Genomic DNA, 20,148 nt, shown 5'->3' on the forward strand with positions numbered 1-20,148 from the left:
AACGGAGGGCCTCCAATCACTTTTGTGACATTCTTGCCCATGAAAGACTGGATTCATGTTGCTTGCCTTTTCAGTCGCCCCGTCCGGCCAGCCCACTGCTGGCGCCGCATCCGTTGATGGCTCGGTGCACGACGCCGTTGCCGAGGCCGTGAAGATCGTCCGCGAATCCGGGCTCCCCAACCAGACGGACTCGATGTTCACCACCATCGAGGGGGAGTGGGATGAGGTGTTCGACGTCGTCAAGCGCGCCACCGAGGCCGTGGGCAAGTATGGAAACCGGGTGTCCTTGGTGATCAAGGCGGATATCCGGCCCGGATACGCGGGAGAACTCACCGGCAAGGTCGAGCGGCTGGAAAAGGCGATCGCCCAAGGGGAGTAGGTCCTTCCCAGTGTCCCGTGCCCGGTGCCAGACTGGGGCCATGTTTGAACACAAGGCCCAGCCCGGCTGGGTGGCCGTCGAGGAATACTTGTCCAGCGCCGTCGTCCGCCCGAACGCCGCGCTCAAGCACGCGGTGCAGTCCGCCCTCGACGCCGGGATGCCGCCCATCGAGGTTGCGCCCAACGCCGGCAAGCTGCTCAGGATGCTGGTGCAGCTTTCCGGTGCGCGGCGCGTGCTGGAGATCGGTACCTTGGCCGGCTTCAGCGCGATCTGGATGGCCCAGGGACTGCCCGACGACGGCCGCCTGGTCACGTGCGAATACGTCCGGAAACACGCTGAAGTCGCCAGGGCGAACCTGGACATGGCCGGGATCGGCCACAAAGTGGACATCCGGATCGGCCCGGCGCTGGAGACCCTCGCGGCGCTGGCCGAAGATCCCACGCGGGACGGCCCGTTCGACTTCGTCTTCATCGATGCCGACAAGGAGAACGATTCCAACTACCTCGACTGGGCCATTCGGCTCGGGAGGCCGGGCACCGTGATCGTGATGGACAACGTCATCTGGGAGGGGGCCATCCTGGATCCTTCGATGGATGAGGTGAACGCTCCGGGCATCGTAGGGGCACTCGAGATGATGGGCAGGGATCCTCGACTCGACGCAACGGCCATCCAAACCGTCGGATCCAAGGGCTGGGACGGCTTCGCGATAGCCCGCGTGGTGTGACGCTAGGCTGTGCGCATGGAATTTACCCTTCGCGCCGCAACGGTTGACGACGTCGAGCCCCTGACACGCATGCATTTGGCTGCCTGGCGGGAAAGCTACGGGCACCTCTTGCCCGAGGAGTTCTTCGCCTTCCGTGAAGCCACCATCAACACGCGGATCGAGAGGCAGCGCGAAGCATTGGCGGGCTCGTACAGCCCGATGCTCGCCCATGACGCCGACGGAGCACTCGTGGGAATCGCTTCTTCCGGTCCGTCCCGCGATGAGGACGGGCCATGCGACGTGGAACTCCAGATGATCTACACCTTGCGTCGCGTGCACGGTTTGGGAGTGGGGCAAGCATTGCTCGACGCCGTGATCGGCAACTCTGCCGCCTTTCTATGGGTGCTTGAAGACAATCCACGTGCCCAGGCGTTCTACCGCAAGAATGGTTTCCAGCCCGACGGTACGCGTCAGCTCCTGCCGCCGGATTGGCACGAACTGCCTGAGATCCGGATGGTGCGTGCCGCCGTCGGGGGCTGACCGCAAGGCTGGGGCGTCAACTAGGGTTGAAGCATGACCGGAAGAAGGCGGCTGTAGTGGCGAAGCGTGGCAAGGGCAGGGGCGCCGGGCAAGCTGCCGGAGTCATCGAGGTGCCCGCGGGCACGAAGCCGAACGGACCCGTGGAAGGCGTCTACTACATCGACACCGGCGACTGCGAACTCGTTGCCGACCCGGACAACTCCAACGGCTGGCTCCTGAAGATCAACGGCGTCATGAGCTCGCACATCGATGTGGCAGAGCCGTTGTTCCTGGACTTCGAGTACATGCGCTGGATAGCGGCCCTGGTGGAATCCAAATGGCCGCCCGAGTCCAAGCCGAAGTTGCGGGCCTTGCATCTTGGCGGCGGCGCATGTTCCCTTGCCCGGTACTTCCACGCCGCCTACCCCGACGCGCGCCAAGTGGTGGTGGAGCTCGACGGCAAGCTGGCCGACTACGTCCGCGGCTGGTTCGACCTCCCCAAGGCCCCGCTGCTGCGAATCCGCGTGGGCGAAGCCCGGGAAGTCACGGAAGGCCTCACTCCGGGCACCCGCGACCTCATCATCCGGGACGTCTTTGCCGGCGCCCTCACACCGCGGGCGCTCACAACCCGCGAATTCAACGATCACGCATCGACGGTGCTGGCTCCGGGCGGCCTTTATGTGGTGAATTCCGGAGACGCTCCGGACCTCAAGAACGCCCGCGAGGACGCCGCCACCATTGCAGACACCTTCGCGCACACCATGATCATTGCCGACCCCGCGATGCTCAAGGGCCGGCGGTACGGGAACATGATCATGGCCGGCAGCCACGAGCCGTTCGGCGACGATCCGCAACTGGCCCGGAAGCTGCTCGGCGGGGCCGTTCCGGCGCATATCTGGAACGATGCCAAGGTCCGGGCATTCGCCGTCGGCGCCCAGATCCGGCACGACCCCCGGCCAGCCGCATCGACTGCTGAGTAACGGCCGTTTTGGGCGCCCAAAACGACAGTTACTCAGCAATCGATGTTGCTCAGCGGCGCGCCAGCAGCAGCTCGCGGTGGGCGGCCGTCTCCTCTTGCAGGGCGTGCACGACGGCGGCAACGGCCGGGCGGCGCATCGAGTCGGGCCGCAGGACCATCCAATAGGGCAGCAGCTCCGCGAAATCCGAGGGCAGCAGCCGCACCAGGTCCGGGTGCCGGTCCGCCATGAAGCACGGGAGGAAACCGACGCCGGCTCCGGCGCGCGTCGCTTCCACGTGGACGAAGACGTTGGTGGAGCTCAGGCCGTCGCGCATGGAGGGGACCAGCCGGCGCGGGGCATCGAGATCGTCCACCTGCAGCATGGAATCCACGAAATAGACCAGCTGATGCTGCGTCAGCTCCTCCACCGTGCCGGGCAGGCCGTGAAAAGCCAAGTACTCGCGCGAGGCGTACATTCCCAGCATGTACTCGCCCAAAAGCACAGCCTCGGCCCGGTGCACCTGGGGTTCGCCCACCACCACCTCGAGGTCCAGTCCGGAACGTTGCTGGAGCGCCCGACGCGTCACGGTGATGATCTCGACCGTGAGGCCAGGATGCGATCGCCGCAATCGCGCCACGGCGGGTGCCGCGATATATGCGCTGAAACCGTCGGTTGCGGTCATGCGTACGACGCCGGCAATCGGGTCCGGCGCGCGGTCTTCCGGTCCCAGCGTGCCCACTGCCGCTTCGATCCGCTCTGCCACGCCCACTGCCTCGGCACCGAGCTCCGTGACTTCCCAGCCACCCGCAGCCCTCGCGAGCACACGGCCGCCGAGCGCCTTCTCGAGCGCGGCGATCCTGCGGGAAACGGTGGTGTGGTTCAGGCCCAAGGCCTGGGCCGCCGTCGTGAACTTTCCTGAGCGCGATACCGCGAGCAGGACAAGGAGGTCGTCGGGATTCGGATTCATATCTGCAATTCTGCACATATAGGGTGCCATTTTGGGTATTGAAGCCCCGGAATTGTGCGGCAATACTCATTGGAGCATTTCGTGTTGTGGATCACAGCACGTGTCAGTGTGGACACTAAGGAGATGGACATGAGCGTAGGACAACGCTCCGCAGCAAGCGCTGCCCCCGGCAAGGCCGCAGGCCTCAAGAAGATCGTTGCCGCCTCGATGGTGGGCACGGTAGTTGAATGGTACGAATTCTTCCTCTATGCCACCGCCGCAACGCTGGTTTTCGGCAAGTACTTCTTCCCGCCCACCGGCAACGACCTTGACGGCATCATCCAGGCGTTCCTGACGTACGCGGTGGGCTTCGTGGCCCGCCCACTCGGTGGCATCGTCTTCGGCCAGATCGGCGACAAGCTCGGCCGCAAACCCACCCTGCAGCTCACGATCGTGATTGTCGGGGTCTCCACTTTCCTCATGGGCTGCCTCCCGGGCTTCGCCGACCTCGGCTACTGGGCGCCGGCCATGCTCGTGGCGCTCCGCTTCATCCAGGGCTTCGCGCTGGGTGGCGAATGGGGCGGCGCAGTGCTGCTGGTGGCAGAACACAGCCCCAAGGAGTCCCGCGGATTCTGGTCAAGCTGGCCGCAGGCCGCCGTTCCCGTCGGCAACCTCCTTGCCACGCTGGTCCTGTTCGTCATGTCCACCACCCTCAGCAGCGCTGCCTTCCTGAGCTGGGGATGGCGCGTGGCCTTCTGGCTCTCCGCAGTGATTGTCTTCGTGGGCTACTACATCCGCACCCACGTGACCGAGGCTCCCATCTTCCTTGAGGCAAAAGCCCAGGTGGAGAAGGAAGAAGCCGTCAGCTACGGCGTCGGCGAAGTCATCCGCAAGTACCCCAAGGGCATCCTCCAGGCCATGGGACTGCGGCTGGCCGAGAACATCATGTATTACCTCGTGGTGAGCTTCTCCATCGTGTACCTCAAGAGCGTGGACAAGTACGACACCTCCTCTCTGCTGCTCGCCCTGCTGATCGCGCACGTTGTCCACTTCGTCGTCATCCCGCAACTGGGCCGGCTGGCAGACACTTGGGGACGCAAGCCGGTTTACCTGATCGGCGCCATCAGCGGTGCCACCTGGCCGTTCTTCGCCTTCCCCATGTTCGACACCAAGAACCCCGTGGTGATCGTCCTCGCCGTGACCATCGGCCTGTGCCTGCACGCCTTCATGTACGCGGGGCAGCCGGCCATCATGACCGAGCTCTTCCCCACCCGCATGCGCTACTCTGGCGTCTCCCTTGGCTCGCAGGTCACCTCGATCTTCGCCGGTTCGCTCGCCCCGCTGCTGGCGACCGAGTGGCTCAAGGACACCGGATCCTGGATGCCCACCGCCATCTACCTGGTGATCTCCTGCGCGATCACCGCCGTCGTGGTCCTGACGCTCAAGGAGACCCGCGGCGTGGCGCTGGAAGACGTCGACAACGCTGACGCCGTTCGCCACGGACTCCCCGTGGGAGCCCGGGCATGACCCTGGAGGGCCGCAAGGCCCTGGTCACCGGCGGGGCAAGCGGCATCGGGGCGGCATGTGCCACGGCCCTCGCCGCGCGGGGCGCGAAGGTTGTGGTGGCCGACGTCGATGCCGACGGAGCCGCGGCGCTCGCCGACACGCTGGGCGGCACCGCCTGGGCCGTCGATCTGCTCGACACCGAAGCGCTCGCCGGCCTCAGCCTGGATTGCGACATCCTCGTCAACAACGCCGGCATCCAGAAGGTTGCTCCGATCGAGGAGTTCGAACCGGCGGATTTCCACCGCATCCTGACCCTCATGCTCGAGGCCCCGTTCCTGCTCATCCGGGCCGCACTCCCGCATATGTACGCCAACGGATTCGGCCGGATCATCAACATCTCCTCGGTCCACGGGCTGCGGGCATCGGCGTTCAAGAGCGCATATGTCTCGGCCAAGCACGGGCTTGAGGGGCTCAGCAAAGTGACTGCCCTTGAGGGCGGCCAGCACGGAGTCACCTCCAACTGCATCAATCCGGGGTACGTGCGTACGCCGCTCGTCGAGAAGCAGATCGCAGACCAGGCCCTGCTGCACGGCATCCCCGAATCGGAAGTCCTGGCGAAGGTCATGCTGACGGAGTCCGCGGTGAAGCGCCTCGTGGAGCCCGCGGAAGTAGCGTCGCTGGCCGCGTGGATAGCGTCCGACGACGCCGGCATGGTCACCGGGGCCAGCTACACGATGGACGGGGGCTGGTCCGCCCGTTAACTGCCCCTCAATGTCGTAGGCTGGTGCGCACGAGGGGAGCACATATGGGTCTCGATCCGGCCAGCTTGAAGATAGCTCTGGGCATTGTCGCGTTTACGCTCTGCCTGCTGTTCTTCGGATCGTTCCGCCGGACCCGCTCCGCGTACAGCGGCTGGTGGTGCCTCGCCCTCGTTTTCTTGCTCTCGGGGAACATGGCGTACCTGCTCAGCGGCACTTCCCAGCAAGTCTGGGCGGGTCCCCTCGGCAATGCTTTGCTGGTGGCGGGTGCGTTCAGTGTGTGGGCGGGCTCGCGTTCGTTGAGGTTGCTCCGGACGCCGCGATGGCAGCTCCTCGCGGGACCCGCCGCCACCGCCGTGGCCGCCGCGCTGGAGAACCCCGCCACCAACGTGTGGTCCGGCGGCCTGGTGTATCTGGCCATGATGTCCTTGGGCATGGGTTTGGCAACCGTTGAACTCTGGCGGTTGAAGCCCAGCGTTTCACAGGCCCACCGCTCCTTGGCGCTCGCCGCGGGAGTGCTGGCGTCCTTCTTCTTTTGCCGGGGGATCGCCTACCTCGTGGAAGGGCCTGACGGCCCGGACTTCGGTACCTACCTCAGCTCGGCAACCACCAGCGTGGTCACTATCGTGCTCCTGGTCACCGTGTCCTTCAGCATGACGGCACTGAGCAACGAGCAGCTCATCAACGGCCTCAACGAGCGCGCCACCCGGGACGGCCTGACGGGGCTCCTGAACCGCACGGCTTTCATGGAGTTGGCCACCCAGGAAATCAACAGGCTGCACTCCGCGGGATCGGTTTGCACGCTGATCCTCGCCGACCTCGACCACTTCAAGTCCCTCAATGACAGCCATGGCCACGCTGCCGGCGATACCGCCATCCAAGCCTTCGCTGCAGCGTGCCGGGCCTCGGTCCGCCACACAGACCTCGTAGGGAGGTATGGCGGGGAGGAATTCACCATCCTCCTTCCAGGGGCCGATGTGGAGAGCGCCGAGATCATCGCCGGCGAAATCAGCCGCCGTTTGGCCTCGGCAGAAGCTCCGGACGGCATCACTTTCCCCACGGTGAGCTATGGCATCGCCCCCAGCACGCTCGACAATGCCGAGGTTGCCCACATGGTCGTGGCCGCCGACAAAGCCCTCTACCAGGCCAAGTCCCTCGGCCGGAACCGCGCGGTCTGCGCAACCTCCTAACTGCGGCACCGCGCCGCCGTCGTGCGCTGGTTCGCGCAGGGTTCAGTCGTCTGCCGAGCCGCCGTCGTCGTCCGGATTAGGCCTGGCCTCGTCAACGGCGGAATGCTCGATGTAGGACTCGACCGCCGACTCCGGAACGCGGTAGGACCGCCCGAACCGCACAGCATGAATGGCATGGGAGTTCACGAGGCGGTAGACGGTCATCCTGGAAACCCGCAGCGCTTCGGCGACCTCTGCAATTGTCATGAATCGGTTGGCTGGAATGCCGGCGGCGGACATGTTCACCACGGCTTTCTCAGCTGGCGGTAGTCGTAGTAGACCACGGCGCCGCGTCTCGGTACGACGGTATGCAAGCCAACCGACGAGCCTTTGATAACAGCCACGACTCCCTCTTGGCATCCGTTGAAGGGATCGTCACCGGCCACATAGTCGCCCACCTTGAAAGGGGATGCCGTCGTTTTGGCGTGTTTGGCTGCCCTGGAATATAGCTGGCACAGTCGCGAAGCCAGCTCGCGGCGGCGCTGCTTGCGCATCCGCGCGGCGTGCCTTGAATACGGATCGAACATCGGAATCACTCCTTTGCAGTCGCGATCTACCAAAGGTAGGCGCCGCCCACACGTGACACATGAGTGACTTTCACCCGTTATGGAACATGGGCCACTCACGTCACTTGGACCACTACTCGGGCAGGTCCCAAGGCAAGCAAGTGGTCACCCGAGTAGTCCGGGCAAAAGACGGGTAGGAGCTACGCATGCCGGGCTGGGCGAACAGTCCCTACGCTCAAGGCAAATGTTCCGTCAGGTCTGGGAGGGGGAACAATGAGGCGAGCTGCAAAGACAGGAATCGTCGTTGCGGGCGTGGTGGCGGTCGGGCTGGCGGGGGCAATCACCCTCAACGCCACACAGAGCTCATCAACCTCGATTGCCGGCGCGGCGCCGTCGGTCACCGTCAGTGCGTCGGCTTCTGCGGCTGGTGCAAGCGCGACGCCGGCCGCGACGCCGAGTGCCTCCGCGTCAGCGCCAGCCGCCAACAGTGCAGCCGCCAACACTCCGGCCGGCGCCGCACCTTCAAGTCAGGCCCCGGCACCCGCCCCGGTCCCTGCCCCGGCGGGCAGCGCCAAGCCCGATGCCCCTGTCCCGGCGCCCGCCGTGCCCGCTCCGGCTCCCGCTGTTCCTGCTCCTGTGGCGCAGGGGCTCGACGCGGCCGGGGTCCAACGTATAAAGGACAGCTGCACTGCGAGGCTGCAAAGCGATGCCGCCCACTCCGCCATCGTGACCGGAACCGTGGTGCCCCGGCCATTCACCGTTGTCTCGATCGCCTTCTCCGGGAACCCTGTCCAGTCAACGGCGGCCTCGGGCCTCGCGTCGTACGACATCCTCATGAAGATCACCACCAAGCTTGTCGATGGTCCTGCCCAGGACAGCGTTCGGGTTTGCCGGGTCTACGACTCGGATTCGCACGTGGATTGGCTTCCGGCCGGCTGACGCCGTGGCCGCTCCTGGTCCCGCTGCCCTAAGTCTTGGTGCCGGTGAGCGCCAGGGTTCCGCCGAGCCCGATCATCATGACCCCGCCCGTGGCACCCAAGGTGGAGATCCGCCGTGGTGAGCTGGAGCGGAATGCTGCCGCCCGAATATGCCACGAATTGGGGCAGCACGGCCACGAAGAACACGATTGACTTCGGGTTGCTCGCACCCACGATGAAGCCCACGCGGATCAGCCGCCACAAAGACCGCGACGGCGGCGCACCGGCCGCCGTCGGACGCCCGCCGCGGTGATGGATCGCCTGCACGCCGAGGATGTGCGGAACCATGCCAAGGGCATTTCCAAGGACGGTGACGGTCGACGGCTGGGCGGGAGCCGCCGTCGTCGTCCTCGTCAGGGACGCTAGGAGCGCCGGGCGACCACCGGCATCGAGGCTGTTTCGTCGACCAGCTCGGCGCGCAACCGTCCGCCGCCGCGGACCCAGAGCTTGTAGGCCAGCACCAGCAGCCCGAGCCACACGGCGCCGACGTACAGGGCCACGCGGGTGTCCTCGAAGACGCCAAGGATCACGATCACGAGGGCCATGAAGGCGATGGTTGCCACCGACGCCGCAGGCCACCACGGCGAGGCGAATTCCGACGCCGGAAGTCGCTTGCGCTTGATTTCGCGCTTCATGGCAACGTGCGAGGCGAGGATCATGACCCACACCCAGACTGTCGCGAACGTGGCGATGGATGCGATCACGAGGAAGACGTCCTCGGGGATGACCGCGTTGAGCACCACGCCCACCAGTAGGATGCCGCCCATGAGGACCACGGTCATCCACGGAACACCGTGCCTTGAGATCTTGCCGAAGCTCTTCGGGGCATGCCCTTGCTGGGAAAGCCCGAAGAGGATGCGTCCGGCGCCGAAGATGTCGCTATTGATGGCCGACAGTGCCGAGGTGATGACTACGGCATTGAGGATGTGGGGCGCTGCGGGGATGCCGAGGCCGCTGAAGATCTGCACGAACGGGCTGCCGTTGTTCCCGATTTCGTTCCACGGGAACAGGCTCATGAGCACACCGAGCGTCAGGACGTAGAACAGCAGTACGCGCACCGGGACGGTGTTGACGGCCTGCGGAATGACCTTCTTGGGGTCGGCGGCTTCACCTGCAGTAATGCCGATCGTTTCGATCCCGCCGAAGGCGAACATGACGACGGCGAACGAGGCCAGGAGACCGCCGAAACCGTTGGGGAACAGGCCTCCGTGGTCAACGAGGTTACCCAGCCCCGGCGCCACACCGCCGTTGCCGGAGTGGAAGCCGAACACGATGATCCCAGCGCCGCCGGCAATCATGGCGATGATCGCCACCACCTTGATGAGCGAGAACCAGAACTCGAGCTCGCCGAAGACCTTGACGCTTAGGAGGTTCATGGCGCCGAGGAGGAAGATAATCGCCAGGACCCAGATCCACCGGTCCACCTGCGGGAACCAAAAGCCCATGTAGATGCTGAAGGCCGTCACGTCCGCGATTGCCACGATGGCCATCTCGAAGACGTAGGTCCACCCTGTGATGAACCCTGCCAGCGGTCCGAGGTAGCGGCTGGCGTACTGGCCGAACGAGCCGGAGACGGGGTGGCGGACGGCCATTTCGCCGAGGGCCCGCATCACCATGAAGACGGCGGCCCCACCGATCATGTATGCGAAGAGAACCGACGGGCCGGCCTTTTGGATCGCAGACGCGGAACCGTAGAAGAGGCCTGTTCCGATGGCCGAACCGAGCGCCATGAAGCGGATGTGGCGGACGTTGAGGCCGCGGCTGAGAACGGTGGTGACCGCGCCTTCGACGACTTTGGCGGCCGGCGTCCTGACGGCTGTTGGGGCTTGCTGCATGCGAATACCTTCTCGTCATTGGGAGGGGGACTGTTAACCAGCAGACCATTCCGGAGCGTGCTGTGATGGGACTCACGGGACATCGTTGTCTCGGTCCTCAGACGCTGCGCCGCCGATTCGTTGTTTCGGGTGCGAATGTCTGGTATTCCAGACACCTTAATGTTCTGATTGGCTTTCCGATCCGCTCCGCTTGGCGCACGCTTAAGTACGGGATCCCGGACACCTGCCTGGCCGCCTTGGGGGCAGAAGGGGTGGGCCGGGCATTACCGTGCACTCGAAGAGGAGCCATGACCATACAGCCATCCACTCAAGGCCGGGCCGCTTCCAAGGTCCCGGCTGCCGAGAACACCCTGCGCATCCTGAAGTTGCTTGCGTCCCGGCGTGGCCCGATGGCAGCGTCCAACATCGCCACCGCGCTGGGCCTGCCCCGGTCCAGCGTCTACCACCTGCTTGGCGTCATGGAGGCCAACGGATTCGTCCTGCACCTTCATGAGGAGCAGCGTTACGGGCTCGGCATCAGTGCCTTTGAACTCAGTTCGGCGTACTCGCGGCAAGAGCCATTGTCGCGGCTCGGCCGCCCCATGCTCGCCGCCCTCGTGGATGCGATCGGCGAGAGCGCGCACTTGGCCGTCCTGCACGGCCGTGATGTGCTCTACATCGTGGAGGAGCGGGCTAAGAACCGCCCGTCCCTCGTGACCGACGTCGGGGTCCGGCTTCCCAGCCACCTCACGGCCAGCGGGCGCGCGATCCTGGCTGCACTGCCGAAATCGCAGGTCAGGGCCCTTTATCCGAACGCCGCCGCCTTTACCGCCCGGCACGAGATGGAATCGCCCATCATGAAGTACTCGGCCTTGTCATCGCATTTGGACCAGGTCCGGCAGCGCGGCTACGCCACGGAACACGGCGAAGTCACGCCCGGCTTCGGTTCCGTGGCCGCCGCCGTCACCGATCATTTGGGCTGGCCGACGGCGGCAGTCGCGGTGACATTCCTCGAGGACCGGGTGCCGCCTGAGGAATGGCCCGCGTTGGCGGCCCGGATCCAGAAAACGGCGGACGAACTCTCGATCCGCATCCACGGCCGCCCGTCCTAGCCGGCCCCCACCCTTCCTAGCCCGCCCCCGCCCAACTGACTCGCAGTTGTTGTCGTTATAGGCGCTCATAACGACAACAACTGCGAGTCAGTTGAGTCTGGTATTCCGGACAGCACCCTCCCTAAAGCCATTCCAAGACCCTTGCGGAGGGGCTCTACTGGATACAGAAGGACTTCCACCTAGCAACCTCCAGAGACGAAGGAGTCATCATGGCACCCGCCGATTTCACTACCGGAGCCCGCCCTGTCCGGGCCGCCCGCGGCACCGAGCTCACCGCGAAGAGCTGGCAGACAGAAGCGCCGTTGCGCATGTTGATGAACAACCTGGACCCGGAGGTCGCCGAACGTCCCGATGACCTGGTGGTGTATGGCGGCACGGGCCGGGCAGTGCGTTCCTGGGCCGCGTTCGACGCGATCACCCGGACCCTGGAGACCATGGAGAAGGACGAGACCCTGCTCGTCCAGTCCGGCAAGCCCGTCGGCGTGTTCCGCACCCACGAATGGGCGCCGAGGGTGTTGCTGGCCAACTCCAACCTCGTGGGCGACTGGGCAACGTGGCCCGAGTTCCGCCGCCTCGAGGCCGAGGGCCTGATGATGTACGGGCAGATGACCGCGGGGTCCTGGATCTACATCGGCACCCAGGGCATCCTGCAGGGCACCTACGAAACCTTCGCCGCCGTCGGGAACAAACTCGCGGCCGCCAGGCATGACACCGGCCGCCACCCGGCCCCCGCCGCGGAAGGCTCCACCGAGGGGCCGCTCGCCGGGACCCTGACCCTGACCGGCGGGTGCGGTGGCATGGGCGGGGCCCAGCCGTTGGCCGTGACCCTGAACGACGGGGCCTGCCTGATCGTGGACGTCGACGAGACCCGGCTGCGCCGCCGCGCCGGCAAACGCTACCTGGACGAGGTCGAAACCGACCTCGACGCCGCGATCGCCAAGGTCCTCAAGGCCAAGGAAGAGCGCCGCGGCTGGTCCGTCGGGTACGTCGGCAACGCCGCCGAAGTCTTCCCCGAACTCCTCGCCCGGCACAAGGCCGGGGAGCTGACCATCGACGTCGTGACCGACCAGACCAGCGCCCACGACCCGCTCTCCTACCTGCCCGAAGGCATCACCGTGGCCCAATGGCACACCGAGGCCGAAGCCGACCCCGAAGGATTCACCAAGAAGGCCCAGGCCTCCATGGCCCGCCATGTCCAGGCCATGGTGGAATTCCAGGACGCCGGCGCCGAGGTCTTCGACTACGGCAACTCGATCCGCGACGAGGCCCGCAAGGGCGGCTACGACCGGGCGTTCGAGTTCCCCGGCTTCGTCCCGGCCTACATCCGTCCGCTGTTCTGCGAGGGCCTGGGCCCGTTCCGCTGGGTCGCGCTCTCCGGTGACCCCGAAGACATCGCCGTGACCGACGCCGCGATCAAGGAACTCTTCCCGGAAAACACCCACCTGCACAAGTGGCTCGACGCCGCCGCCGAGCGCGTCGAATTCGAAGGTCTGCCCGCCCGCATCTGCTGGCTCGGCTACGGCGAACGCGCCAAAGCCGGGCTGCTGTTCAACCAGCTCGTCAAGGAAGGCAAAGTCAAGGCCCCCATCGTGATCGGCCGCGACCACCTGGACTCCGGCTCCGTGGCCTCCCCCTATCGGGAAACCGAGTCCATGGCCGACGGCTCCGACGCGATCGCCGACTGGCCGCTGCTGAACGCCCTGATCAACACCTCCTCCGGCGCCACCTGGGTCTCCATCCACCACGGCGGCGGCGTGGGCATCGGCCGGTCCCTGCACGCAGGCCAGGTCTCCGTCGCTGACGGCACCGACCTCGCCGCCGAGAAACTCGAACGCCTCCTCACCAACGACCCCGGCATGGGCGTCATCCGCCACGCCGACGCCGGCTACGCCCGCGCCGTCGAGGTCGCCCACGAACGCGGCGTCCGCATCCCCATGCAGGAAACCAACTAACCAGACCCCACAACCCCAACCAGCTCGCATTAGATGTCGTTATGGCGCCCCAAAACGACAACAACTGCGAGCTAGTTGGGAAGAACGAGGAAAAATGACAGTTACAACACACCAGCCGCTGACCGTCACACTCGGTTCCAGCGGAGTCACGCCGGAGGACGTCGTCGCCGTCGCACGCCACGACGCCAAGGTGACCATCTCCCAGGAAGCCCTGGACACGGTTGCCAAGGTCCGCGCCCACATCGACGGCCTCGCGCACAGCGAAGTCCCGGCGTACGGCGTCTCCACGGGCTTTGGCGCCCTGGCCAACCGCCACATCCCCAACGAACTCCGCACCCAGTTGCAGAAGTCGCTCATCCGCAGCCACGCGGCCGGCATGGGCCCGGCAGTCGAGCGCGAAGTGGTCCGCGGCATCATGTTCCTGCGCGCCAAGACCCTGGCCTCGGGCCGCACGGGCGTTCGCCCCGTGGTCCTGCAGACCATGGTGGACGTCCTCAACGCCGGCATCACCCCCGTGGTGCGTGAATTCGGCTCCCTGGGTTGCTCCGGCGACCTCGCGCCGCTGTCCCACTGCGCCCTCGTCCTGATGGGCGAAGGCGAAGCCACCGGGCCCGACGGCGAGCTCTACGGCGCCGCCGACAAGAAGCCGGTTGCCGAGCTTCTTGCCGCACACGGCATCGAGCCGGTGGTCCTCGCGGAAAAGGAAGGCCTTGCGCTCGTCAACGGCACCGAGGGCATGCTCGGCATGCTGCTCATGGCGATCGCCGACCTGCACCTGCTGATTACGACGGCGGACATCACCGCCGCTCTCAGCGTCGAGGCGCTGCTCGGCACGGACCAGGTGTTCCTGCCGGAGCTGCACGCGGCCCTACGGCCCCACCCGGGCCAGGCTGCAAGCGCGGACAACATGCTGCGCGTGCTGTCCAACTCGCCGATCGTCGCTTCGCACCGTGTCAATGACACCAAGGTCCAGGACGCATACTCGCTCCGCTGCGCACCCCAGGTTGCCGGCGCGGTCCGCGACACGGTGACGCACGCCGAACTCGTGGCTTCCCGCGAGTTGGCTGCGGCCATCGACAATCCCGTGGTGCTCCCGGACGGCCGCGTGTCCTCCAACGGAAACTTCCACGGCGCCCCGGTGGCGTACGTCCTGGACTTCCTGGCGATCGCCGTGGCGGACCTGTCCTCCATCGCCGAGCGCCGCACGGACCGCATGCTGGACCCGGCCCGCTCGCACGGTCTCCCGGCCTTCCTTGCCGACGACCCCGGAGTGGACTCGGGCCTCATGATCGCCCAGTACACGCAGGCAGGACTTGTCTCGGACAACAAGCGACTGGCCGTCCCGGCGTCGGTGGACTCCATCCCGAGCTCCGCCATGCAGGAAGACCACGTCTCCATGGGCTGGCATGCTGCCCGCAAGCTCCGCAAGGCGATTGAGAACCTGCGCCGCGTCCTGGCTGTGGAACTCGTGACGAGCACCCGTGCCCTCGACATCCGCACCCAACTGTCCGGTGGCGAACTCACCCCGGGCCCGGCCGGCACCGCCGTGATCGAGGTGCTGCGCGGCGTCGTCGACGGTCCTGGTACCGACCGGTTCCTCTCACCTGAGCTGGAAGCCGCGGACCGTCTTGTAGGCGCCGGCGAGGTGCGGACGGCCGCCGAATCCGCCGTCGGAATTCTCGCCTGACGCCGAACAAAATACTGTTCGCGTGAACAATAGGAAGCGCCCCGGAAATGTTCGGCAATACGTCCACCGGGGCGCTTTCTGTGTAGTAGAACTTATGGGGTACGGCATTGTCCACGCCGACGATGTCGTGGGCTTGCCGGGGAATATCCGTTCACAACTGAAGTAGCGAACATCCACAAAGGGGTAGAAGTTCAATGAAGGCACGCGGGACAGTCCTGTCCAGGCGAATCGCACAGTCCGCCGTCGTTTCCAACTGGGGAACGTTGAAGGTGGGGGAGCGGATCGAAGTCGTAAGGCACGCACATGTGGTCGCGGCGGGGGAGGTGCAGGAAGTCTCGGACAGCGGCAACGTTGTGTGGCTTGAACCCGCAGGACCTGGCGCCGACGAAGCCGCCAAGCAGCTTTTCATGAAGTCCGACGGCGTGGAGTTGCGCCGGGCGTAGTGACTCTATAGCTCAAAAACCGGGGCTTGTTTCCCATTCCGCGCCTTCTTGGCGTGGTCTGGGAAACAAGCCCCGGTTTTGCTGTACCTATTTCTAGGATCGATCCTAGGCGGCGAGGACCTCGCGGGTCTGGCCGAACGGGACCGACTCGTCCAAGGCAACCGTGTAGCTTCCGGGCTCCCGGCGGGTCACCAGGATCCCGCAGCGGCCGTCTTCGGCAGCGGCTTCGATGAGCGTGCTGACGGCTTCGTCAAGTCCGGCATGGACCTCGTCGACGGACGCAAAGGACAAATGGATCTCGTTGTTTTCAATCGTGGCAGTGCTCATTGGGGGCCTCCTTCTGCAGGATGCCGCGTTGGGGAGCGGCGATTCCTGCATAAAAGATAGCAAAGAGTCATGGGATGTCTGTCATTCTGCGAGCTGGATCACCGGCGGGCCAAGGCCCGGGCGCCAGGGTGGGGAGGCCGAGCCTCACCCAACTAACTCGCACTTAATGTCGTTTTCAGCCCTCAGAACGACATCTAATGCGAGCTAGTTGGGCAGGCGCGGAAGGCACGGGTGGGCACGGCACCTCAGGAGGCCCTACGCCAGCAGCGTGTTCACCAAGCGCGCGGCCACCTTGGCGGTCCGCGAGTCGATGTCGAACTCGGGGTTGAGCTCGGCAACGTCCAGGTGCAGGAGTTTCCCACTCGCGGCAAGCTGTTTGCACACAGCGCTGATGACTGGCAGCGGCACCCCATACGCCGCGGGTGCGCTCACCCCGGGAGCCACCGACGCCGGAAGCACGTCCAGGTCGATCGTCAGGTACAGCACGTTCACGGTGTCCAGGAACCGCGCCACAAAATCCCGAACGGCCTCCGCGGAGCAGTCCTCGTCCAGCAGGTACTTCACGCCTAGGCGGTCCGCCGTGTCGAAGAGGGTGCGCGTGTTGTTTGGCTCGGAGATTCCGACGACGGCGTAATTCAGTTCGCGGCCCTCGGCGGCTTCCGCCCGGGCCATCTGCAGGAACGGCGTTCCCGAGCTCGGCACCGGCTCGTCCCGCAGGTCGAAGTGCGCGTCCAGGTTCAGGACTCCGAGGCGCTTGCCGCCCCGCACAGCCTCCGAGCCTGCCACGCCCAAATAGCTGGCGAAAGCAGTTTCGTGCCCGCCGCCGAGCAGCACCGTGAGCTTGCCGCCGTCGAGCAGTTCCGAAATCACGCGGCCCGCGCGCTCCTGGCCGGCCTCCAGCGAGCCGTCCTCCACGACGACGTCGCCGGCGTCGAACACGTCCCGCTCGAGGTGGAAAGCCAGCGGACCCAAGGCTTGGCGGATCGCCTCCGGGGCGGCCGCCGCGCCGATACGGCCCTTGTTGCGTCGCACGCCTTCGTCACTGCGGAAGCCCACGACGACGGCGGGCCGGGCGCCTGCTTCCGTCGCGCCGGGGGCGGCCGCATCGGGAGTGTGGGGCGCCACGGCCTGCCACCAGCGGCGGTGCCCCTCGCCGTCGCCGTCGAAACGGCCGGTCCACGGCGTCGGGCGGACATCGGCAACTGCGCGGGAAATCTCCATGGTTAAAGCTCAGCGCATGACGGAGCCGAGAAGTACCGCTTCCAGGCGGAGGGTGTCCGGTATTCCGGAAAGGCTTATTTGACTCCCAGGAGTTCCTCGACGGGACCGATCCCGAAGAACAGCAGGAACGCCGCGGCCACGGCCCACATGAGCGGATGGACTTCGCGGGCGCGGCCCTGGAACGTGCGGATCAGGGCGAAGGAGATGAACCCGGCGCCAAGGCCGTTGGCGATCGAGTAGGTGAACGGCATGAGGGCCATGGTCAGGAACGCGGGAATGCCGACGCCCCAGTCCTGCCAATGGATCTTGCCCACCTGGGACACCATCATGAAGCCCACCACCACCAGGGCGGGGGCGACGGCCTCGAACGGGACCAGGTTGATGAGCGGGGTGAAGAACATGGCCACGAGGAACAGCAGGCCGGTCACGATCGAGGCCAGGCCGGTTCGGGCACCTTCGCCGATGCCGGCGCCGGATTCCACGAAGATCTGGTTGGAGGACACGGAGGAGCCGCCGCCGATGATCGCGCCGAGGGCGTCCACCTGCAGGACCCGGTCCACGTTGGGGATGTTTCCGTGTTTGTCGATGTTGCCTGCTTCCCTGGCGAGGCCCACCATGGTGCCCATGGCGTCGAAGAAGATGCTGAGCAGGATCACGAAGGCCAGGAGCGTGGCGGCAATGATGCCAAGGTGCTGGAACGCGCCGAAGGGGTTCGCCTTGCCAATGAGGGACAGGTCCGGAGCGGCCCACTGGGTGAACTTGGGCGCCACCAGGGACCAGCCGCGGGGATTGTAGGTCTTGCCGTCGAAGCTCGGTCCGATGTGCAGCGTGAACTCCAGGATGGCCGCGAGGGCCGTGGAGACGATGATGCCGATCAGGATGGCGCCACGCACTTTGCGGACCACCAAGGCGATGGTCAGGACGAGGCCGACGACGAACACCAGGGTGGGCCAGCCAAGCAGCTTCCCGTCGACGCCCAGGCCCAGTGGGACAGTGGTGCCCGCGGCGTCCGGGATACGGCGTACAAAGCCGGCATTGACCAGGCCGATCAAGGCGATGAAGAGGCCGATGCCCACCACGATCGCGGTCTTCAGGGCCTCAGGTACCGCTTTGAAGACCGCGGTCCGGAATCCGGTGAGCACCAGGATCAGCATGGTGAGGCCCGAAAGCATCACGAGGCCCATCATGTCGGGCCATGTCAGGCCCGGGTGTGAGGCAATCGTGACTGCCACGAAGGCGTTGACGCCCAGCCCGGTGGCAATGGCGAAGGGATGCTTGGCCCAGGCTCCCATGAGGATCGTCAGGATGCCGGCGACGAACGCCGTGGTGGCGGCGACGGCGGCGAAGCCAAGGGAATTGCCGCTCGAGTCCGTCCCGGAGAGGATCAAAGGATTGAGCACCACGATGTAGCTCATGGCAAAGAAGGTCGCGAAGCCGCCTCGGATTTCTCGCGAATAGTTGGATCCGCGTTCCGAAATCTTGAAGTAGCGGTCGATGGCTGAGCCCTGTTTGAGCATGGGGGTCTCCGGGGATCGGGGAAGTGTGCTCTCAAATCCTATGCCCGCGGCTTAGGTCCTCCCGTGAATTCGCCTAGTCTGTAAGGAATCCAACATCAAAGGGAGTCATTCGCTCATGCGCCCTATCCGCCAGCTCCTGGCCGTCGTCGTCGCTTTCACAGCGGTCCTTTTCTCTGCCGCCCTGTTCTCGGCAGCACCCGCCTTCGCGCACGACACGGCCGAGTCAACGTCACCGGCCAACGGCTCAACGGTCGCCAACGTTCCGGACTCCGTGTCCGTCACGTTCAACAACCGGCCGCTCCTGCTCGGCTCACAAATCCAGGTGAACGACTCCTCAGGCCGGAACTGGGCAGATGGGTCCGTCGAGATTGTGGACACCGTGGTGTCGCAGAAGCTGCGGGCGGGCGCGCCCGCCGGAGCCTTCACCGTCGTCTGGCGGGTTGTCAGCTCGGATTCGCACCCCATCGAAGGCACCTTCACCTTCACTGCCAAGGCAGGAAGCACGACGGCGGGCGGAGGTTCTGCGAGCACGGCACCTTCGGTGGAGGTGCCCACCGCCGGCACTGCCGCGCCGGGTTCCACGACGACGCCGGAGAAGGTGCCCGATGCCTCCCAGCCGTTCCCGTGGAGCATCGTGGTCTTCGCGGTGGTGGCCGCCGGCCTGCTGGTGTTCCTGGGCGTTACCGCACGGCGCAGGCTGGCAGGTGGAGATTCCGGTGAATCCGATGATGAAGAGGACTCTGAGGACGAGCCCGGCAGCCTGGAGAAGAAGCCCTAGGCCAGCGCAGGAATTGCTGCAAAGGTGCCGGTGAGGGCCCCGTGGACGCTGTCCGGGTGGACCTTGGCGGAAATTGCCTGTCCCACCACTTTGGCTTGGCGCAGGACTTCCTTTGGCGTGGGTGTGGCAAGTTCGCCGACTCCAACCAGGTACATTCCCATTGCGCGCATGGCCGCGACGAGGTTCTGGCCGATCGCGATGCCAAGCTCGGCGAGCATTCGCCGCAACTGGCTCTGTCCACAGCGGGTGACAACGACGTGGTCAGCCAAAAGCACTCCGTTGGCGGTGTGCACGGCCCATTGGTAGGAGACAACGCCCGGGGCTGCCAAGGCCTCCGTTGCAGGATCCTGTCCGGTCGGGTTGGAAAGCCCGGAGTCGGAAACCACAGCTCCGGAAATCACGGTCCCCGCGGCGGCCTCGTCCAGGCGATCGAGGCGGACAGCCCGCGTGCTGCTCCGGACGTCGAGGCCGTGGCTGGCTGCGTAGTTGCGCAGGTGCCTCAGGATTTCGCTGCGCTCTTGGAGGCACGCGGCGTCGGCGGCGTCGCAGCGCTGCAGGATACCGGTGTTGAGGGACTGCAGGGGGCCGGGGACATACATTCCGTCCACCACGATGGCATCTACTCCGTAGCGGCTGAGTTCGCTGGCCACGGCCAGTCCGGGCATGCCGGCACCGATGACCACGGCGGTGGTGCGTTCCGTACTCGCAGCAGGCATGGTTGACACAGCTTGGCTCCTCTTTGAAGGTGCGTTGCCGAAGGCAACACCGGGGGTCGGCGTCCGGGTCCCCAAGCGGTCGCGAATGATGGCCGTTGA

The 20,148-nt window shown here is 65.7% G+C and carries 21 protein-coding genes and 1 pseudogene; 13 read left to right on the top strand and 9 right to left on the bottom strand.

Annotated features, from left to right (window positions below; all coding sequences use genetic code 11):
• Positions 1 to 55: 55 nt before the first annotated feature.
• From OIT41_RS01280 to OIT41_RS01295, 4 genes are read left to right on the top strand one after another with little or no spacing between them, the layout of a single operon-like run.
• Positions 56 to 379, top strand: coding sequence for an MTH1187 family thiamine-binding protein (locus OIT41_RS01280; protein ID WP_241707288.1), 324 nt, complete (start codon positions 56 to 58; stop codon positions 377 to 379).
• A 40-nt stretch (positions 380 to 419) separates the two neighbouring features.
• Positions 420 to 1,103, top strand: a complete 684-nt coding sequence (locus OIT41_RS01285; RefSeq protein ID WP_264637241.1) for an O-methyltransferase — start codon at positions 420 to 422, stop codon at positions 1,101 to 1,103.
• A 15-nt stretch (positions 1,104 to 1,118) separates the two neighbouring features.
• Positions 1,119 to 1,622, top strand: a complete 504-nt coding sequence (locus OIT41_RS01290) for a GNAT family N-acetyltransferase (protein ID WP_264637242.1) — start codon at positions 1,119 to 1,121, stop codon at positions 1,620 to 1,622.
• 56 nt (positions 1,623 to 1,678) lie between these two features.
• Positions 1,679 to 2,581: a spermidine synthase gene (locus tag OIT41_RS01295; protein ID WP_264637243.1), complete on the top strand. Its 903-nt coding sequence runs from the start codon at positions 1,679 to 1,681 to the stop codon at positions 2,579 to 2,581.
• Positions 2,582 to 2,630: 49 nt separating this feature from the next.
• Here the strand turns inward: OIT41_RS01295 and OIT41_RS01300 are convergent, their stop codons facing one another.
• Positions 2,631 to 3,527, bottom strand: a complete 897-nt coding sequence (locus tag OIT41_RS01300; protein ID WP_078106838.1) for a LysR family transcriptional regulator — start codon at positions 3,525 to 3,527, stop codon at positions 2,631 to 2,633.
• Between the two features lie 129 nt (positions 3,528 to 3,656).
• On the opposite strand from OIT41_RS01300, the gene OIT41_RS01305 reads away from it, so the two are divergent.
• Genes OIT41_RS01305 through OIT41_RS01315 form a run of 3 tightly spaced genes read left to right on the top strand, consistent with a single transcriptional unit; the run spans position 3,657 to position 6,960 of the window.
• Positions 3,657 to 5,033 carry an MFS transporter gene (locus OIT41_RS01305; protein ID WP_241707300.1) on the top strand — a complete coding sequence of 459 codons (1,377 nt, stop codon included), beginning with the start codon at positions 3,657 to 3,659 and terminating at the stop codon, positions 5,031 to 5,033.
• On the top strand, positions 5,030 to 5,773 hold the full coding sequence (locus OIT41_RS01310) for a 3-hydroxybutyrate dehydrogenase (protein WP_078106836.1): 744 nt from the start codon (positions 5,030 to 5,032) through the stop codon (positions 5,771 to 5,773). Before OIT41_RS01305 ends, OIT41_RS01310 begins: the two co-directional genes overlap by 4 nt.
• Before the next feature lie 44 nt (positions 5,774 to 5,817).
• Positions 5,818 to 6,960 (top strand): sensor domain-containing diguanylate cyclase, encoded by a 1,143-nt coding sequence (locus tag OIT41_RS01315; RefSeq protein WP_264637244.1) that lies wholly within the window; start codon positions 5,818 to 5,820, stop codon positions 6,958 to 6,960.
• A 42-nt stretch (positions 6,961 to 7,002) separates the two neighbouring features.
• On the opposite strand, the gene OIT41_RS01320 is transcribed toward OIT41_RS01315, so the two are convergent.
• Both OIT41_RS01320 and OIT41_RS01325 read right to left on the bottom strand, forming a co-directional pair.
• Positions 7,003 to 7,206 (bottom strand): helix-turn-helix domain-containing protein, encoded by a 204-nt coding sequence (locus OIT41_RS01320; protein ID WP_413542297.1) that lies wholly within the window; start codon positions 7,204 to 7,206, stop codon positions 7,003 to 7,005.
• A 35-nt stretch (positions 7,207 to 7,241) separates the two neighbouring features.
• Positions 7,242 to 7,526 (bottom strand): hypothetical protein, encoded by a 285-nt coding sequence (locus OIT41_RS01325; protein WP_241707303.1) that lies wholly within the window; start codon positions 7,524 to 7,526, stop codon positions 7,242 to 7,244.
• A gap of 252 nt (positions 7,527 to 7,778) precedes the next feature.
• Between OIT41_RS01325 and OIT41_RS01330 the strand changes: the two genes are divergently transcribed.
• Positions 7,779 to 8,444 (top strand): hypothetical protein, encoded by a 666-nt coding sequence (locus OIT41_RS01330; RefSeq protein WP_241707304.1) that lies wholly within the window; start codon positions 7,779 to 7,781, stop codon positions 8,442 to 8,444.
• Positions 8,445 to 8,472: 28 nt separating this feature from the next.
• On the opposite strand, the pseudogene OIT41_RS01335 reads toward OIT41_RS01330, so the two are convergent.
• Positions 8,473 to 8,797 (bottom strand): annotated as a pseudogene (locus tag OIT41_RS01335) (LysE family transporter); the annotation flags it as partial.
• A 47-nt stretch (positions 8,798 to 8,844) separates the two neighbouring features.
• Entirely contained in the window at positions 8,845 to 10,317 is a 1,473-nt protein-coding gene (locus OIT41_RS01340; RefSeq protein ID WP_264637245.1) for an amino acid permease, read from the bottom strand.
• A 287-nt stretch (positions 10,318 to 10,604) separates the two neighbouring features.
• On the opposite strand from OIT41_RS01340, the gene OIT41_RS01345 reads away from it, so the two are divergent.
• From OIT41_RS01345 to OIT41_RS01360, 4 genes are all read left to right on the top strand, one after another.
• Positions 10,605 to 11,408, top strand: a complete 804-nt coding sequence (locus OIT41_RS01345) for an IclR family transcriptional regulator (RefSeq protein WP_078106826.1) — start codon at positions 10,605 to 10,607, stop codon at positions 11,406 to 11,408.
• A gap of 209 nt (positions 11,409 to 11,617) precedes the next feature.
• Complete coding sequence (locus tag OIT41_RS01350; protein WP_241707306.1) at positions 11,618 to 13,360, top strand: urocanate hydratase; 1,743 nt, start codon at positions 11,618 to 11,620, stop codon at positions 13,358 to 13,360.
• A gap of 94 nt (positions 13,361 to 13,454) precedes the next feature.
• Positions 13,455 to 15,047 (top strand): histidine ammonia-lyase, encoded by a 1,593-nt coding sequence (gene hutH / locus OIT41_RS01355; RefSeq protein ID WP_264637246.1) that lies wholly within the window; start codon positions 13,455 to 13,457, stop codon positions 15,045 to 15,047.
• A gap of 194 nt (positions 15,048 to 15,241) precedes the next feature.
• Positions 15,242 to 15,490 (top strand): hypothetical protein, encoded by a 249-nt coding sequence (locus tag OIT41_RS01360; protein ID WP_078106823.1) that lies wholly within the window; start codon positions 15,242 to 15,244, stop codon positions 15,488 to 15,490.
• A gap of 105 nt (positions 15,491 to 15,595) precedes the next feature.
• Here the strand turns inward: OIT41_RS01360 and OIT41_RS01365 are convergent, their stop codons facing one another.
• From OIT41_RS01365 to OIT41_RS01375, 3 genes are all read right to left on the bottom strand, one after another.
• Positions 15,596 to 15,817: a hypothetical protein gene (locus OIT41_RS01365; RefSeq protein ID WP_059388456.1), complete on the bottom strand. Its 222-nt coding sequence runs from the start codon at positions 15,815 to 15,817 to the stop codon at positions 15,596 to 15,598.
• 255 nt (positions 15,818 to 16,072) lie between these two features.
• The gene (hutG, locus tag OIT41_RS01370) at positions 16,073 to 17,038 is read right to left on the bottom strand and encodes a formimidoylglutamase (protein WP_264637247.1); all 966 of its coding nucleotides are present in this window, start codon (positions 17,036 to 17,038) and stop codon (positions 16,073 to 16,075) included.
• A gap of 74 nt (positions 17,039 to 17,112) precedes the next feature.
• Positions 17,113 to 18,555, bottom strand: coding sequence for an NCS2 family permease (locus tag OIT41_RS01375; RefSeq protein WP_241707310.1), 1,443 nt, complete (start codon positions 18,553 to 18,555; stop codon positions 17,113 to 17,115).
• 115 nt (positions 18,556 to 18,670) lie between these two features.
• Between OIT41_RS01375 and OIT41_RS01380 the strand changes: the two genes are divergently transcribed.
• A complete protein-coding gene (locus tag OIT41_RS01380) occupies positions 18,671 to 19,333 on the top strand; it encodes a copper resistance protein CopC (RefSeq protein WP_264637248.1) in 663 nt (220 codons plus the stop codon).
• On the opposite strand, the gene OIT41_RS01385 is transcribed toward OIT41_RS01380, so the two are convergent.
• Positions 19,330 to 20,058: an FAD-binding protein gene (locus tag OIT41_RS01385; RefSeq protein WP_372489604.1), complete on the bottom strand. Its 729-nt coding sequence runs from the start codon at positions 20,056 to 20,058 to the stop codon at positions 19,330 to 19,332. The genes OIT41_RS01380 and OIT41_RS01385 overlap by 4 nt on opposite strands.
• Positions 20,059 to 20,148: the final 90 nt, after the last annotated feature.

Origin of the sequence: Arthrobacter sp. YA7-1 (genome assembly GCF_025960325.1) — a bacterium.
Taxonomy (GTDB): Bacteria; Actinomycetota; Actinomycetes; order Actinomycetales; family Micrococcaceae; genus Arthrobacter; species Arthrobacter bambusae_A.